This window comes from Streptomyces sp. NPDC041784 (genome assembly GCF_055591025.1).
The window spans coordinates 15448-31782 of the sequence record NZ_JBVJAB010000031.1 but is presented as its reverse complement, the minus strand read 5'-3'; the positions used below and the strand labels follow the sequence as shown (position 1 = coordinate 31782).

Here is a 16335-nt window from a genome sequence, read left to right as displayed (position 1 = left end):
TTGCCCCATGAGACGCCTGGCGCCCCGCCGAAGTTCCCTGAATGCCCTATTCCGTATATGTAAGTCCGGAAAGCAGGAGGTGTACGGGCGGGGCCGCCGAGGACCGGTCCGGGACGAAGCCGTGGGCCCGGGCGGCCAGATGGGCGGACTTGTAACGGTCCACCTCGCAGTGCCAGTGCAGGATGCCCGACAGCCAGTTCTGGAGGTCGTCCACGTAGTTCCCCATCGCCTCGCGCGCCTCGGCCGACAGGGCGAAGTCGTCGTACAGGACGGGCAGATCGTGGGCGACGATGTGCTCGAACTGCTGCATGCGCTGGGTCATCAGGTCGTGGACGATGCCGAGCGCGACCGGGTAGTCGCAGCCGAAGAAGTGCTGCACGACGAGGATCGCGTTGTGCATCTCCCCCTCGTACTCGATCTCCTTCTGGTACGAGAAGACGTCGTTGGTCAGACACGCGTAGTCGACGGCCGCGTTCTCCAGCGCCTGGACGGGCCCGCTGCGGTAGACCTCGGGTGGGACGGCCGGGCCCTGGCCCATGCGGCACAGACTCAGGGTGAGGTCGGAGCCGAAGGTGGCGCGGCGCATCTCCAGGTAGTCGACCGGGTCGGGGACACGGTTCTGGAGCTGGTTGGACAGCTCCCACACCCAGCTCTCGGTCATCTTGTCGACCGAGTCGCGCAGGGTGCGCCGCTGGTCGGGGGTCATGCCGGCGGTGGTGCGGGCCCACAGGTCGATCAGGCCGCGTTCCATGCCGTTGACCGGCACGACGGGTGCCTCCTCGCCGTCCACCGGCATACAGGCCGACAGCCGGGCCGTGGTCAGCCGGGCGGCGGCCAGATCACGGCGGCCGCCGAAGACCAGCGGGTAGTAGTCGTCGCCGTAGGTGCCCCAGGCGAGCCAGTGGGCGCTGAGGTCGAGGGCCTCCGGGGTGGCGTCCGGGTCGAGGCCGGCCGAGCAGAGCGCGAGGTCGCAGGCGGCGAGCTTGTCCTCGTCCCAGACGCCCTCCTCCAGCATGCCCATGCGGTGCATCCAGGCGGTCAGCCGCGGACGGCACGCCGCCAGGTGCGGGCTCAGCTCGACCTGGTACGGCATGTGGAAGTCGGGCAGCAGCGACGGGCCGACCTTCTGGAAGGGCACGTGCGCGTACGCGCGCAGCCGCTCCGCGGCGGCCGAGGCGAGCAGCGCGACGACGTCGGCGGCGGACGTGCCGGGGCCGGTCAGCCGCTGCCAGGGCGCGACGGAGGTGGCGCCCTCGTTCATGTAGCGGCTGGAGCGCAGGTGCCACTCGTGGCCGCCGGACTGCCAGTCCTGGAGCCCCTTGGTGTACGCGGCGACGGCGGCCACCTCGTCGGGCCCGAGGCCCTTGTCCAGGGCCAGCGCCGGCACCTCGGTGAACGCGGTGTGTTCGAACTGGTGGAGGCGGGAGGTGAGGATGTCGTTGACGGTGTCGGCGGCCTCCTGCGTGGTGCAGCCGAAGAACCTCTCCAGGACGAGCACGCCGTTGCTGTTCTCCCCCTCGTCCTCGACCTCGCGCTGGTACGAGAACAGGTCGTTGCGCAGGTGCACGGCGTCGGAGAAGGTCTCCATCAGCACCCGCAGCGGCCGCGACCCCGCGACGGCCGCCGGGACCTCGGCCGCCGCGTACTCCACGAGCCCCGCCGACCAGGGGGCGCCGCCCACCTTGCGGCGCATCTCGATGTACTCGACGGGGTTGGCGATCCGCCCCTCGTCGATGTTGGACAGCTCCCACATCGACTCGTTGAGCAGGTGCTCCGTCGCCACGGCGAACCGGCGCCGCCAGTCCGCGGACATGGCCGGCACCGTACGCGCCCACAGGTCCCTCAGGCCCGCCTCGACCGGGTTCAGCGGCTCGGGCGCGGGCTCCGCCAGGTCCAGCGGCATGAACAGCGGAAGCCGGTCCAGGTGCGCCTTGCCGGCGGCGCGGTCGGGGGTGCGCTTGAACATGTCGAGGAAGTGGTCGTCGAAGAAGAACACCCACACGTACCAGTCGGTGATCAGCGACAGCGCGGGGCCGTCGCAGTCGGGGTGGGTGTAGGCACAGAGCAGGCCGTAGTCGTGCGCCTCCAGATCGGCCTGCTCCCAGATCCCGGACCCCTCCAGCATGCCCATGTCGCGCGCCCACCGCGTCGAGTGGGCGCGCGCCTGCTCGACGTGCGGGTTCAGCCGCGCGGGGTGCGGCATGTAGAAGTGCGGGAGTTCGAACGGCTTCTTCATGGCCCGGCCCCTACCCGTGGCCCGAGACGGCCATCCGCACGGCGACACATGATCACACCATCCAGTGAATCGGGCGGGATGCCTTGCGCGGTACGGGAGTTCCGGTGCCCGGCCGGCGCGCGGAGGTGGCCCGCGCGCGGGCGGCGGTGGCGGGCTCGCGCCCTTGCCGGGCACCGCCGCCGACGTCACCGTGGTCCCATGGCAACCACCCCGGAGACCTTGGTGCTCCCCCACGAACTGCACGGCGACGGCGCCCACAAGGTGTTCGCCGTGCACGGCTGGCTCGCCGACCGGTCCGCGTACGCCCCGGTCGTGCCCGACCTCGACCGTACGGCCTTCCAGTACACGCTGGTGGATCTGCGCGGGTACGGCGAGGCCCGGGACCTCGCCGGCACCTACGCGACGGCCGAGGCCGCGTGGGACCTCGTGGCGCTGGCCGACCGGCTCGGCTGGGAACGGTTCTCGGTCGTCGGGCACTCGATGGGCGGCGCGATCGGCCAGCGGCTGCTCGTGATCGCCCCGCACCGGCTGCGGCGGCTGGTTGGCGTCTCACCGGTGCCCGCCTCGGGACTGGCGCTGGCGCCGGAGCAGTGGGAACTGTTCGCGGACGCGGCACACAGGCCGGAGAACCGGCGCACGATCCTCGACGTCACGACGGGCGGCCGCCGGCCCGCCGCCTGGCTGGACCGGATGGTCGCCCGCTCGCTGGAGACGAGCGACGCCAAGGCGTTCCGCGCCTGGCTGGACTCCTGGGCTCGGGAGGACTTCCACGACCGGGCCGAGGGCTCGACCGTTCCCGCGCTCGCCGTCACCGGGGCCCTGGACCCCGCCCTCTCGGCCGCGCTGATGCGCGAGACCTGGCTGCGCTGGTACCCGCGCGCGGAGCTGTACGAACTGCCCGCCGCCGGCCACTACCCCATGGACGAGACACCGCTGGAGCTGATCCGGGTGTGGGAGGACTTCCTGCGGGCGGACGGACCCGCGTGACCGTGCGCGAGGCCCCGCCCGTACCCGACGTCTTCGACCCCCGGCAGTACGCCGCCGGGGTGCCGTACGCCGCCTACCGCGTCCTGCGCGACCATCACCCGGTGGCGTGGCAGGCCGAGCCGGAGGTGCTGGGCTGGCCCGCCGGAACCGGTTTCTGGGCCGTGACCCGGCACGCGGACGTCGTCCGGGTGCTGAAGGACCCGGCGATCCACTCCTCCCACCTCGGGGCCACCCAGATCCGCGATCCCGACCCCGCCGACCTGCCGTTCATCCGGCGCATGATGCTCAATCAGGATCCGCCGCGGCACGGGCGGCTGCGGCGGCTGGTGAGCCGGGCCTTCACCCCGGGCCGCATCGAGCACTTCACCGCGCTCGCCGGGGAACGGGCCCGCACCCTGTGCGCCCGCGCCGTCGAGCAAGCCCGGGAGGCGGACGGGACGGTGGACCTGGTGTCCGCGGTCACCGACGACTACGCCCTGCTCAACCTCGCCGACCTGCTGGGCGTTCCGGAGAGCGACCGTGCGCTGCTGCTGCACTGGACGCGCCGGATCATCGGCTACCAGGACCCCGACGAGGCGGGCCCCGGCCGGCACGACACGACGGGCCGCCCGGTGAACCCGCGCTCCCCCGCCGCCCTGCGGGACATGTTCGGGTACGCGCAGCGACTCGCCGCGCACAAGCGCCGCCACCCCGCCGACGACGTGATGACGATCCTCGCGCGCGACACCGAACTCGCCGACGCCGAACTGGAGATGTTCTTCTTCCTGCTCACCGTCGCCGGCAACGACACCGTGCGCAGCGCCGCGCCGGGCGGTCTGCTGGCACTCGCCGAGCATCCGGAGGCGTACGAGCGGCTGCGCACCGGCGAGGTCGAACTCGCCTCGGCCGTGGAGGAGTTGCTGCGCTGGCATCCGCCGGTGCTGACCTTCCGGCGCACCGCCGCCCGGGACACCGAGCTGGCGGGACGGCGGATCCGCGCGGGCGACAAGGTGGTCGTCTTCCACGCCGCCGCCAACCGGGACGAGCGTGCCTTCACCGACCCCGACCGGCTCGACCTGTCCCGCACGCCCAACCCGCACGTGTCCTTCGGGGACGGCCCGCACGTCTGCCTGGGCGCCCACTTCGCCCGGCTCCAACTGCGGGTGCTCTACCGGGAGACGCTCCGGACCCTGCCTCGGCTGCGCACGGCCGGGCCGCCGAGGCGGCTGGTCTCCAACTTCATCAACGGGATCAAGTCGCTGCCGGTGCGGGTCGATTGAGCGTCACGGCCGCACCTGGACCAGGGCGTGCGTGCCGCCCGTACGCCAGCGCTGCCCCTCGGCGGCGACCAGGGCGGCCTCGGTCCGCGCGGACAGGCCGGTGATCACATCGGACTTCAGGGTGCGCAGGGCGGCCACCGGCCCGGGGAAGTACGCGGTGACGTCGGCGAAGGGGGTGGTCGGCTCCCACCGGCGATCGCCCACCAGACGGCGGTAGTTGAGGTCGCCCTTGACGATCGTCAGACGCGCCGCGGCGAACTCCGCCCGCAGGTCCTCCGGCAGCTCCGCGTACGGCAGCGGGGAGGCGGAGAAGGGGTGCGCGCGAACGGTCAGACTGCCGTCGGCCATGGCCGCCCACAGCCGCCTGCCGTACCCGGCGGCCGCTCCCGGCGCACCGGTCAGCCTGCGCAGCGCGTCGACGACATCGGCGGGCGTGGCGTCGGAGACGTAGTACGGGTACGGCTTGACATGCAGAACGACCTGCCCGGCCCGGCCGTGGGCGAGGAGGTGGGCGGCGAGGAGGAGATCGGGGATCAGCTCACGGCCGGCGTTGTCGGCGATCAGGCAGACGGTGGGGGCGGTCGTCGCGGATGCGGCTGCGGAACCGCTTGCGGAAACCGGCAGCAGCGACCACAGCACCTCGCTGTCGTCGGCCACCAGCCCCGGTGCGGCGTCCCGTTGCTCGGCGTCGGCGTCGGAGAGGCGGAAGCCGAGGTCGGCGCGGTTGCCCCAGAGCGAGCCGTGCAGCAGGGCGCGGGCCCGTTCGTCGGCCGGGCGGGCTTCGAGGGTGTCGAGGGCGGCCAGCTCCTCGTCGGTCTCGGGCGCGTCGAGTTCGGCGAGCTTGAAGGGGCGGAACGGGTCGATGCCCTGCCAGACGCCGGGCCCGAAATAGCCGACGGCTTCGAGGAGCCTGCGGTAGAAGTAGCTCTCGGACCACAGCCAGGGCACCTCGAACCAGGACCGGCCCGCGTACGCGTCGAGTCCCCAGTCCCGCCACCGCTCGCCGTCGTGCGCGTCGGCGGCAAGCGGTTCGATCACTCCCTTGGCGCAGCTCTCCAGCAGCGCGTCGAGGGCGCGGTGGACGGCGGGGTCGTACGGGAAGGCGTCCCGCACCTGTCGGATGATCGCCGGGTGCCGTTCGGCCAGGACGCCGTGGGGGAAGGAGCCGGGCTCGTCGCCGAGGATCACGGGCGGCGGGACGGGGGTGTCGGGCATGCGCCTCACCGTATCGCGCACCCCACCGGGCTCCCCGTTTCCCGGTGTTTCTCCTCGTTTCCCCCGGCCGTCGAGCCCCGGTCATCCCACCATGATCTCCCGCTCCAGCCGGGCCGCCAGGGTGAGGTAGCGCGGCCGGCGGGGCACCGGCACCAGGCCCCGGATGAGGACGTGCCACATCTCGGCCATCCGGCGGGGCAGCCGGGCCGCGGGTTCGCGGGAGCGGCCGACGACGCGGGTGCCGACGAAGAAACAGACCAGGGAGTGGGCCACGGCGTCCACGTCGACGTCCGGGTGGATGTCGGACTCCTTGACCGCGCCGATCAGCCGACGGGTCATCAGCTCCAGCCACTCGGCGAAGGGATGGCGCAGGGGCGGCTTGACCGCGACTCCCCCGGTGGCGAGGCGGAGCCCCGCGCGAGCGATCGGGCCCTCGACCGACAGCCGTGCGAGGCCGAACGTGAGGCGCATCAACGCTTCCAGGGCGGGGTAGCCGCGGTCGTCGATCTCGCCGGCGACCCGGCGCGAGGCCTGGGACTGCAGCTCCATGATGGCGTGCGCCAGGTCCTCCTTCGCCGCGAAGTGGAAGTACAGGGCGCCTTTGGTGACATGGGCGTGCTCGACGATGTCACTGAGGCTGGTCGACTCGTAGCCGCGCCGGTCGAACAGGTCGGCTGCGGCCGTGATGATCGTCGCGCGGGTCTGTTCGGCGCGTAACTGCCTCGCCATCGAGTGGACTCTCCTGGGCCGGTAAAGAACGGGTCGTGCCGTTTGTTTCTTACCCCCTGTACACAATAGCTCACCGTGCGACGGTGCCGACCATGCACTCGAAAAACGTCGACTCCCCTTGCGTGCCCACGACTTGCACGTCGGTGCCGAGATCGCCCTTGACGTCGATCCAGATGGGTTCGTCCAGCTCGGCGTACCGATGGAAGAGGGCGTGGTACGCCACGGGCAGATGGCCGTCGGGTCTGCTCAGCCGGGCAGCCTGGCGGGCGGCCTCCAGCAGGAGCATGCCGGGGACGTGGTCGAGCGGATGGTCGAAGAAAACGGGGTGCGCGGTATCTACTCGTAGCCGCCAGCGGTCGGGGCCGCCGGTCGCGGCCAGGACGACGTCGGTGGGCAGCGCGCGGTCCACGGCGGCCGGCGGGAGGCCGGGCGGGACGGGCAGCGCGGTCACCGCCTCGGGGGTGCGGCCGCCGCGCAGTCTGCGGTAGACGGGCGGGCCGACACTGGTGAAGGCGACGTCCGCGGACGCGACGCGGTCGCCGTCGCGCAGGACGTGCGCGGTGTAGCGGGCGACGGACGGGCGACCGCCGCGGTGGCGGACGTCGGTGAAGGCCACGGCGACCTCCGGTTCGGCGGGGCGCGGGCCGACGGTCAACCGCCCCGCGACCGTACTGACCTGGAACTCCTGGAGGACGAACTGATGATCCAGGGGTACCTCGTACTCGGTGTGGGCGATGAGCGTGCCGGCCTGCCGGATGGTCTCGACGACGAGCAGCGGGTCGTACGCCGACCAGTCGGGAGACACGTGTAACCCATGTGCTCGTGGCCACTGCGCGGAGACCGCGAACCGGTCGTCCCCGGTGCGCCGCCAGCCGGTGAGCAGGGTTTCCGCGACGGCGGCGCGGTGGACCAGTTGACGTGGCACGGTTGCGGTCAGCATCGGAGCGTCGGCAAGCTGCCGTGGTCGAGTCATGTCTCTCCCTACGGTCCCCCGAAGGCAACGGCAGACGGCGAACCGTCCGCTCCGGTTGGCGTTAGAGTACGAGGCGACCGGTTTGTTTTCAATGAGATCAGTCGACGGCATCCTATGATCGGGCCGAACCAGTGGACGATCGACGGACCGGCCAACTCGGTGCCGTTAAGGGGCTCTTATGGCGAAACAGGAGCGCGCCATCAGGACGCGCAGGGCGATCCTGGAAGCGGCCGGCGCGGTCTTCGACGAGCACGGCTACACGTCCACCACCATCGCCATGGTCCTGGAACGCGCCGAAGTCACCAAGGGCGCCCTGTACTTCCACTTCCCGTCGAAGGAGTCGCTCGCCCAGGCGGTACTGGACGAGCAGGTGCCCTTCGGGGCGGTGCCGCCGCAGCCGTGCAAGCTTCAGGAGATCGTCGACATGACGTTCGTGGTGGGCCAGCGGCTGCTGAACAACGCCTTGCTGCGGGGCAGCGTCCGGCTTGCGGTGGACCAGGAGACGCCGTCCGGGGTCGACCACGGGGAGCCGTTCCTCCAGTGGGCGCGACGGCTGACCGGACTGCTCGAACTGGCGCGGGAGCGGGGCGAGTTGCTGCCGACGGTGAAGCCTCCGGAGACGGTGGAGCTGCTCGTGGGCGCCTTCACCGGCATCCAGTTGATGTCGCGGGCGCTGAGCGACCGTGCGGACCTGGGCGACCGGCTGTCGGTGCTGTGGTCGCACATCCTGCCGAGCATCGCCGTGCCCGGTCTGCTGCCGGGCCTCGACGCGCGGGCCGACCGGGGCGTGCGGGTGCTGGCCTCACTGGAGGAGCGGGCGGCCTCCTGAGGGCGAACGTACGGCGGGGGGGGGGGGGGGGGGGCGGCCCCACCCCACCCCCCCCCCCCCCCCCCCCCCCCCCCCCCCCCCCCCCCCCCCTCCCCCCCCCCCCCCCCCCCCCCCCCCGCCCGTTCAGAGATCACGCGGAAGTCTCCGCATGGCGGTTTCAGAAAGTCAGCTTCCAGCTGTTGATCCGGCCCGTGTCCTGGGCGGCGGTGTCCTGGACGCGCAGCTTCCAGGTGCCGTTGGCGGTCTCGCTGGAGGCGTTCACCGTGTAGGTGGTGATGACGTTGTCCGCGGAGTCCGAGGAGCTGGCGGCCTTCAGACGGTAGGCGGTTCCGTCGGGGGCGACCAGGTCGATCACCAGGTCACCGCGGTAGGTGTGGGTGATGTCCACGCCGACCTGGAGGGCGCTCGGGGCGCTGCCGGTGCGGCCGGTCACGGCGATCGAGGACTCGACGGCGGAACCGTTGTCCGGGATCGACACCGCGGTGGCGCTGGAGAAGACGGTGCCGGTCGAGCCACCGGTGCCGGTCACGGCCGCCACGGTCTTCGCGGCGTCCGCCAGGCCCGCGCCGCAGCCGCCGGAGCAGGCACCGGGCAGCGCACGGGCGTTGTTCTTGATGGCGGTCTCGATCTGCGCCGGGGTCAGCGAGGAGTTCGCCGACTTCATCAGCGCGACCAGGCCCGCGATGTGCGGGGTGGCCATGCTGGTGCCCTGGTAGTAGGCGTAGTTCTCGGTGGACGGCGTCTTGGTGCCGGAGTTCAGCGTGGACAGGATGCCGTTGGCCGTACCGGTGCTGGTCTGGCCGCCGGGCGCCGAGATGTCCACCAGGGAGCCGAAGTTGGAGTAGGACGCCTTGGCGCCCGTGCGGTTGGTCGCGGCGACCGAGATGACGTTGTTGCAGTTGCCCGGCGAGTGGTTCGCGACGTTGTCGCTCTCGTTGCCGGCGGCCACGACGACCGTCGTGCCGCGGTTCACGGCGGCGGTGATCGCGCTCTGGGTCGCCGAGGTGCAGGCGCCGTCGCCGCCGAGGCTCATGTTGATGACCTTGGCGACGTTGGAGTTGGCGGGGACGCCGGAGACGGTGCCGCCGGACGCCCAGGTGATGGCGTCGATGATGTCGGAGTCGTAGCCGCCGCACTTGCCGAGGACACGAACCGGGGAGATCTTCGCGCCGTAGGCGATGCCCGCGACACCCTTGCCGTTGTTGGTGGCGGCGGCGATGGTGCCGGCCACGTGGGTGCCGTGCCAGGAGGAGGTGCTGGCCGGGATGCCCGAGCCGCACTCGTTGGCGTTGTACCAGTCGCCCGGGTCGGCCGGGTTGCTGTCGCGGCCGTCGCCGTCCACCGAGACGGCGGTGTCACCGATGAAGTCGTAGCCGCCGACGATGTTCGCGGCGAGGTCGGTGTGGGCGACGTAACCGGTGTCGATCACGGCGACGGTGACGCCGGTGCCGGTGGTGGTCGCCCAGGCGCCGGGCACGTTCATGCCGGCGGTGGACTCGAAGAGGTCCCACTGCTTGGCGTACTCGGTGTCGTTCGGGTCGGCCTTCGGGGTGTTCAGGCGGTCCGGGACGACGTAGGCGACCTGCGGGTCGGCCTGGTACCGGGCGACGACGTCGGCGACGTCCGTCCTGGTGAGGTCCTCGCCCAGGTCGACCAGGGCGGCGCCGGTGCCGAGACGGCGCTGGAAGTCGAGGTCCTCGCCGGCCTCCTCACCCTTGGCGGCGGCGTCGGCCTCGGCGGCCGCGTTCGAAGTGGCCTCGGTGGCACCGGACTTGTAACCGACGATCAGACGCTCGGCCGGGGTGCCGGGCGCGGCCTCGGTCTGCGCCGCGGGAACGGCGGACGCGGCGGAGCCCTGGGAAACGGCTTCCTGGGCGGCGACGGCCGAGGCGGTGGACGCGGCGGTGAGCAGGGCGGCGGAGAGCGCGGCGGCGGATATCAGCTTCCGCCGGAGAGCGGGTGAGGTGCGCAAGGGCGTGCCTTTCCTGGCCGACTCCGGGCAGCGCGGAGCGGCGGTCGGGGTGCTTCGGCATCGAAGCGGCGGGGGGTGGATCGCGATGGCCGGCCAGGCGCGGAAGCGGACTCCGTCAGGGGTTACCCGTGGGTCAGCTGTGGTGGAACGATAGGCAAAGGAACAGTCATCCGGATACAGGGGAAACCCTCGATCAGGCCGGAAACCCACCCTCTGCCTCAGCGGGTTGACCGCCAATGCCCCGCTTCGCTCCCACGACAGACGCCCGGTGCCGAACTGAACGCGCCGGGCCGGATTCCCGTACTGAAGCCGACAGACCGTTCCCGCCGGCCGAGGAGACGTCCCCGATGCCCCGGATGACCGCCCATCGCACCGCCGCCCTGGCGGCCGCCGCCGCGACCCCGCTCCTGTTGAACCTGTGGGCCGCGGGTCCCGCCCTGGCGCACGGCGCGCCCACGGATCCGGTCAGCCGGGTGTACGGCTGCTCCCCGGACGGCGCGCAGACCGGCAGCGCGGCCTGCAAGGCCGCCGTCGCGGCGAACGGCACCGCCTTCGCCGCCTGGGACAACCTGCGCGTCGCGAACGTGAACGGCCGGGACCGGCAGACCGTCCCCGACGGCAAGCTGTGCAGCGGCGGGCTGCCCGCCTACAAGGGCCTCGACCTGGCCCGCGCCGACTGGCCGTCGACCCGGGTGACGGCGGGCGGGACACTGCGGATGACGTACGCCTCGACGATTCCGCACACCGGCACGTTCAAGCTGTACCTGACGAAGCAGGGATACGATCCCGCGAAGCCGCTGACCTGGGCCGATCTGCCGGATCGCCCGTTCGCCGAGATCAAGGACCCGAAGCTGACGAACGGCGCGTACCGGTTCGCCGCGCAGCTGCCGACCGGCCGGACGGGCCGTCAGGTGCTGTACACGATCTGGCAGAACAGCAGTACGCCCGACACGTACTACTCGTGCTCGGACGTGGTGTTCCCGGGGGCGGGCGGAACCGGGGAGACGCAGCAGAGCGGGGAGACGCAGAAGGCCCCGGAATCCGGTAAGGAGACGACGGCGCCCCCTTCGGCCACGCCGACCGCGTCGGCGACGCCGTCCCCGGCCTCCGCGAGTCCGTCGGCCACCGCCGCACCGGGTGTCGGCGACGATGCGCGGGCCGCCGCGGCCACCGAGCAGAGCGCCCCGGTGGCGGGTGCCACCGGGGCCGGTTCCGGGCCGTCCACGCCGCTGCTGGCGGGCGGCGCCGCCACGGTGCTGGTGCTCACCGGCGGCACCGCCCTGGTCCTGCGTCTGCGACGGCGCTGAACTCTGCTGCCGAGATGATCAGTTGACGGTGACGGCCGCGCCCCCGGCGGTCACCGGGGCGTACTTCGCGGTGAAGTAACCGTTCGCGAAGCAGAGCGAGGATCCGGACGACTTGGTGAACTGCTGGGCGGCGAAGGTGATGCTGTTGTCCGTGTTGCTGGCCGTGCCCGTCAGGCTGGCGGCCTGATAGACGCAGTTGATGCTGCCGAGCAGGGTGCGCAGCACCACCGTGGTCTGGATGGTGGAGCCGCTCGCCGGGGTCACGGTGAGGGTGCCGCCGGACGAGACACTGGCGGTGTACGGCAGGTTGTTGACGGTGATGCTGGTGACGCCGAGGACACCGATCACGTTCGCGGTGCAGTTGCCGAAGGAGTGCGCGGTGAGCGACTCGGTGGCGGTGCCGGGCGCGGTCGGGTTGTCGGTGACGGTCGCGCTGAACGCGGAGCTGGCGCAGGTGACACCGCTGGTGCCGGTCGCGCTCGAGTAGAGGGTGGCGGTGGTGCCGCTGGCCAGGGACGCGTTCAGGACGTCACCGACCGCGACGTCGCCACCGTCGGTGGTGAGGACCGCGCCGGCCGCCGCGGCCGGGGTGACCGCCGGGAGGGTGAGGGCGACAGCGGTGCCGACGACAGCAAGGAGGGGGCGAATGCGCATGCGGGTGCCTCTTTCTCAACTGGGTGACGCTCAGGGGGAGTTGACGGGAGCCCGAGGGCGCCCTGGAAGGTGGTCTCGTGAGGTGGGGGGCGCGGGTCGGCGTCCGCCGTCGCCGGCCCGTGACGCCTTCTCCGTACGGGACGGGCCGGCAACGGCAGCCGGCCGGTGACCGGCCGGAGGGCACGGGGTGGGTACTCTCCGGCCGGGCCGGGCGGTAGGGGCGACCGGGCGCGGCCCGCGGGGGGAAGCGGCCGTACCGGCGCCGTGAAGGGATCGGACTCGGACACCGGCGGCCCGTACGTGAGCGGAGACCGCCGGTCGTGGTGCTGAACGTCCGGGAACGCGGCCGGGTCGCCGCGGAACGGATCCGGCGCCACGGATCCGGGCTGAGCCAGGGAGAGTTGTAGACCTGGGATTCCGTCAACGTCAATAGTTTGTAAGGAAGTTGATGGTCCGACAGGTATATCCACGGGTCTCGTGGCGGACTTGATCCACAAGCGGCACACAGTGAACACTCTTTTTCCACATCTCCCTTGACCCCTGACTGTAACCATCGGTAACTTCCTCGATGGCTACTGCCGCGTAACCAGAAAGCCCTTGCGCCTTCCGGGAGTTGTGAGGGGCGTGCGCGACAGCCGCTGTCCGCGCCAGGACAACGTGCCACTGAAGCCCAACCCGCACGACTCAGCGCATGGGAGCAGACATGGCCTCGTCCTCGGACGTCACGTCGTCCGCCGACAACACCCCCGGGACCCCGGAAAACGGTTCCGCAGAGAGACGCGGCCGGGTCCGGCTGCGCCGGGCGGCTGTGATGGCGGTACCGGCCGCCGCGGTCGCCGCCGGACTCGCGATCCTCACCGCCGAGGGAGCCCTCGGCGTGCAGTTCGCGATCTCCGGTATGCCGTTCGTGGTCACCGCCGACAAGCTCGAAGGACAGGGCTTCGCCCAGTTCGGCGGGCTCGACAACATGATCGAGAACAGCCCCAACCAGGGTGACACCGGCGGCCAGGTCCTGGTCGTCACCTCGGTCGTGAAGAACGGCAAGCTGACCAACCTCTGCCAGAGCGTCGACCTCGGCGGCATCCAGCTGGTGCTCACCGCCGGCGACGGAGCCACCCCGGTCAGCGTGAAGAACCTGGCCATCGACTCCGACGACATCACGGGCAACGCCGAGTTCAACAACATCGAGATCGGCCGCGACTCCAGCACCTTCGACAAGGTCCCGATCCAGGGTCCTCCCGGCGTGTACGGCCAGCAGGCGGACTCGGTCGTCATCACCGACCTGTACCAGCACAACTACGCGGCCACCGCCGCCGTCTTCAAGCTGCCCAACCTGCACATGAAGTTCGGGAGCGAGGGCTGCCCGCAGTGACCCGCGCCCAGCGGTGGAGAAGCGACTTCAGGCAGTGGAGGGGACGTCGGCCCTTCGTGGGCGGACTGCTGCTCGTCCTGGCCGGCGGCGAGATCCTGCTGACCATGAAGGCACCGCTCCCGGTGATTCTGCACGTCGGCATGCAGGGCCTGGCGGGCTACCTCCTGCCCACCCTGATGGTGGTCTGCGGCCTGCTGATCCTCTTCAACCCGGCGCAGCGGCTGTTCTACTCCGTGCTCGCCGTCCTGCTCTCCCTGGGCACCTGGCTCACATCCAACATCGGCGGCTTCATGGTCGGCATCCTGCTGGGGGTCGTGGGCAGTTGCCTGACCTTCGGCTGGCTGCCGGACCAGGATCCGCGGGTGAGCCGCCGCAAGCGGCGCAAGGAGGCCCGGGCGGCGGCCGCGGAGACGCTCCGGCCGGGCTCGCTGCCCGAGGCGGGCGAACCCGCCTGAGACCGGGCCTGCCACGTCCCTTCGGACCGGTCAGACCCTTCGGATGTACGTCACCTCACCGGCGGGGCCGGGACGACCTGCTCTGAAGCAGGCGTCCGCGGCCCCGCCGGCTTCGTTCACTCGCCGACCACCGCTGTCCGGTGGGACGTCGGGCCTCATGGGCATCGACGACTTCGGCGGCTTCAGTGACTTCGACGGCATCGACGGCATCGACACGGGGACGGCGCACTCCGCGCGGATCTACGACTGCATCATCGGCGGCAGGGACCACTTCCCCGCCGACCGCGACGCCGGGGACGCGATGTGTGCGCAGTGGCCCGCGCTTCCCGTCCACATGCGGGCCAACCGGGACTTCATGAACCGCGCGGTGCGTCATCTGGCGCGGGAGGCGGGGATACGGCAGTTCCTGGACATCGGCAGCGGCATCCCCACATCGCCCGACATCCACGAGATCGTGCAGACGGAGGCCCCCGACGCCCGGGTCGTGTACGTCGACAACGACCCGCTCGTCCTCACGCTGTCCCGGAATCTGGTGCGCGGTTCGGCCGAGGGCCGTACGGCGTACCTGGAGGCGGACATGCTCGACCCGGCGGGCATCCTGGCCGCGCCGGAGTTCCGTACGGCGATCGACCTCGGCCGGCCGGTCGCGCTCACCGTGATCGCGATCGTGCACTTCCTGCTGGACGAGCACGACGCCGTCGGGATCGTCCGCCGGCTTCTCGACCCGCTGCCGTCGGGGAGTTACCTGGCGATGTCCGTCGGCACCGCGGACTTCGCGCCCGACGAGGTGGGCCGGGTGGCCCGGGAGTACGCGGCGCGGGGTATGCCGATGCGGCTGCGCACCCGGGCGGAGGCGGCGGAGTTCTTCACCGGGCTCGATCTCGTCGCCCGGGCATCGTCCAGGTGCACCACTGGCGTCCGGACGGCACGGGGACCGAAGTGGTCCGGGACGAGGACATCGCGATGTACGGGGCGGTGGCGCGCAAGCCCTGACGCGGGGGCGTCACATATTGACCGACAGTCAATCACCCTGCGGCTATACCGTTTTCCGCCCCCGCTCCGCCCTTCTCGGCCGACGCCACATCACAATGCGGCGGCGGGACCTCACACCACGTGGTTGGTCACTTGACTACCAGCGGTCACACAGGGTTGGCTCCGAGCCAACCCAAGGTTTTCGCCGGTGCACCACCCCTGCGCACCAGCGGCGCTCGCCCCGTACTCCTGTTCTGCCGCACAGCGAGGTGCAGCCCCCCATGAACACTCCCCTCCCCGCCTCGACCGCCCTCGGATTCGCCCGCCCGGCCACCGCGGCCGCCCCGACCGCGCTGACCGCCCTGGCCGCCGTCTGCTGTCTCCTCCTCGCCGGCTGCTCCGGCGGGGCGTCGTTGGCCTCGGACTCGGACGCGGCGGGCCGCTCGGGCGGCCGGATCAAGGTCGCCCTGGTCACGCACGGCGCGGAGGGCGACGTCTTCTGGGAACGGGTGCGCAAGGGCGCCGAGGCGGCGGCCGCCAAGGACGGCGTCGACCTCACGTACGCGAGCGACGCGGACGCCGCCGGGCAGGCCGAGCTGGTGCGGGACGCGATCCGCGACAAGGTCGACGGCATCGCGGTGACGCTCGCCAAGCCGCAGGCGATGAAGGGCCCGGTGGCCGAGGCCGAGGCGGCCGGGATCCCGGTGGTCGGTCTCAACTCCGGTATCGACGCCTGGCAGTCGGCGGGGCTCCTGGAGTACTTCGGCCAGGACGAGAGCGTCGCGGGTCGCGCCGTCGGCGACAAGCTGGACGGCCTCGGCGCGCAACACGCCCTGTGCGTCATCCACGAGCGGGGCAACATCGCCCTGGAGGCGCGCTGCGCGGGCGTGAAGAAGGCGTTCGCCGGCCGGACCGAGATGCTCTACGTCGACGGCACCGACATGGACGCGATGACCGCGGCCGTGACGACGGCGCTGCGCCAGGAGCCCGACGTCGACGAAGTCATCACCAACGGCGCGCAGTTCGCGCTCGCCGCCGTGAAGTCGGCCGAAGAGGCGGGCAGCGGGGCCGAGGTCGCCACCTTCGACCTGAACCAGGACCTGGTCGACGCGGTCCGCGACGGCAGGGTGCAGTTCGCGGTGGACCAACAGCCTTATCTCCAGGGCTATCTCGCCGTGGACGCACTGTGGCTCCACGAGACCAACGGCAACATCAGCGGCGGCGGGGTGGCCCCGGTACTGACGGGTCCGGCCTTCGTCACGAAGACCAACATCTCCTCGGTGGCCCGGTTCATCGCCAACGGCACCCGCTGACCCGGCAGTTGCCCCCGACGGCCGGCCTACTCCCGCTCCCCCGGATCCACCACTTTCCAGCC

General features: G+C 71.6%; 13 protein-coding genes and 1 pseudogene. 8 read left to right on the top strand and 6 right to left on the bottom strand.

Annotated elements, in window-relative coordinates:
* Positions 1 to 46: 46 nt before the first annotated feature.
* Positions 47 to 2236: a germacradienol/geosmin synthase Cyc2 gene (gene cyc2 / locus ACZ6D7_RS39345; protein WP_469501432.1), complete on the bottom strand. Its 2190-nt coding sequence runs from the start codon at positions 2234 to 2236 to the stop codon at positions 47 to 49.
* A gap of 198 nt (positions 2237 to 2434) precedes the next feature.
* On the opposite strand from cyc2, the gene ACZ6D7_RS39340 reads away from it, so the two are divergent.
* Both ACZ6D7_RS39340 and ACZ6D7_RS39335 read left to right on the top strand, forming a co-directional pair.
* Positions 2435 to 3223, top strand: coding sequence for an alpha/beta fold hydrolase (locus tag ACZ6D7_RS39340; RefSeq protein WP_469501430.1), 789 nt, complete (start codon positions 2435 to 2437; stop codon positions 3221 to 3223).
* The gene (locus tag ACZ6D7_RS39335) at positions 3220 to 4482 is read left to right on the top strand and encodes a cytochrome P450 (RefSeq protein ID WP_469501428.1); all 1263 of its coding nucleotides are present in this window, start codon (positions 3220 to 3222) and stop codon (positions 4480 to 4482) included. The genes ACZ6D7_RS39340 and ACZ6D7_RS39335 overlap by 4 nt, the downstream gene beginning before the upstream one ends.
* A gap of 3 nt (positions 4483 to 4485) precedes the next feature.
* Here the strand turns inward: ACZ6D7_RS39335 and ACZ6D7_RS39330 are convergent, their stop codons facing one another.
* From ACZ6D7_RS39330 to ACZ6D7_RS39320, 3 genes are all read right to left on the bottom strand, one after another.
* On the bottom strand, positions 4486 to 5697 hold the full coding sequence (locus tag ACZ6D7_RS39330; protein ID WP_469501427.1) for a damage-control phosphatase ARMT1 family protein: 1212 nt from the start codon (positions 5695 to 5697) through the stop codon (positions 4486 to 4488).
* A gap of 81 nt (positions 5698 to 5778) precedes the next feature.
* Positions 5779 to 6426, bottom strand: coding sequence for a ScbR family autoregulator-binding transcription factor (locus ACZ6D7_RS39325; protein WP_469501426.1), 648 nt, complete (start codon positions 6424 to 6426; stop codon positions 5779 to 5781).
* Between the two features lie 70 nt (positions 6427 to 6496).
* Complete coding sequence (locus ACZ6D7_RS39320; protein WP_469501424.1) at positions 6497 to 7399, bottom strand: ScbA/BarX family gamma-butyrolactone biosynthesis protein; 903 nt, start codon at positions 7397 to 7399, stop codon at positions 6497 to 6499.
* Positions 7400 to 7577: 178 nt separating this feature from the next.
* On the opposite strand from ACZ6D7_RS39320, the gene ACZ6D7_RS39315 reads away from it, so the two are divergent.
* Positions 7578 to 8228 carry a ScbR family autoregulator-binding transcription factor gene (locus tag ACZ6D7_RS39315; RefSeq protein WP_469501421.1) on the top strand — a complete coding sequence of 217 codons (651 nt, stop codon included), beginning with the start codon at positions 7578 to 7580 and terminating at the stop codon, positions 8226 to 8228.
* A gap of 157 nt (positions 8229 to 8385) precedes the next feature.
* Here ACZ6D7_RS39315 and ACZ6D7_RS39310 read toward each other — a convergent pair whose 3' ends face one another.
* Positions 8386 to 10200, bottom strand: a complete 1815-nt coding sequence (locus tag ACZ6D7_RS39310) for a S8 family peptidase (RefSeq protein ID WP_469501417.1) — start codon at positions 10198 to 10200, stop codon at positions 8386 to 8388.
* A 347-nt stretch (positions 10201 to 10547) separates the two neighbouring features.
* On the opposite strand from ACZ6D7_RS39310, the gene ACZ6D7_RS39305 reads away from it, so the two are divergent.
* Positions 10548 to 11507 carry a lytic polysaccharide monooxygenase auxiliary activity family 9 protein gene (locus ACZ6D7_RS39305; protein WP_469501416.1) on the top strand — a complete coding sequence of 320 codons (960 nt, stop codon included), beginning with the start codon at positions 10548 to 10550 and terminating at the stop codon, positions 11505 to 11507.
* A gap of 18 nt (positions 11508 to 11525) precedes the next feature.
* On the opposite strand, the gene ACZ6D7_RS39300 is transcribed toward ACZ6D7_RS39305, so the two are convergent.
* Entirely contained in the window at positions 11526 to 12161 is a 636-nt protein-coding gene (locus ACZ6D7_RS39300) for a Tat pathway signal sequence domain protein (RefSeq protein ID WP_469501413.1), read from the bottom strand.
* Between the two features lie 703 nt (positions 12162 to 12864).
* Here ACZ6D7_RS39300 and ACZ6D7_RS39295 point away from each other — a divergent pair.
* The 4 genes and pseudogenes from ACZ6D7_RS39295 to ACZ6D7_RS39280 all read left to right on the top strand — a co-directional run bounded on the left by ACZ6D7_RS39295 (position 12865) and on the right by ACZ6D7_RS39280 (position 16273).
* Entirely contained in the window at positions 12865 to 13533 is a 669-nt protein-coding gene (locus ACZ6D7_RS39295; protein WP_469501411.1) for a DUF6230 family protein, read from the top strand.
* Positions 13530 to 13988, top strand: a complete 459-nt coding sequence (locus ACZ6D7_RS39290) for a DUF6114 domain-containing protein (RefSeq protein WP_469501408.1) — start codon at positions 13530 to 13532, stop codon at positions 13986 to 13988. Before ACZ6D7_RS39295 ends, ACZ6D7_RS39290 begins: the two co-directional genes overlap by 4 nt.
* Positions 13989 to 14145: 157 nt before the next feature.
* Positions 14146 to 14981, top strand: a pseudogene (locus ACZ6D7_RS39285) (SAM-dependent methyltransferase).
* A 260-nt stretch (positions 14982 to 15241) separates the two neighbouring features.
* The gene (locus tag ACZ6D7_RS39280; RefSeq protein ID WP_469501406.1) at positions 15242 to 16273 is read left to right on the top strand and encodes a substrate-binding domain-containing protein; all 1032 of its coding nucleotides are present in this window, start codon (positions 15242 to 15244) and stop codon (positions 16271 to 16273) included.
* Positions 16274 to 16335 lie beyond the last annotated feature (62 nt).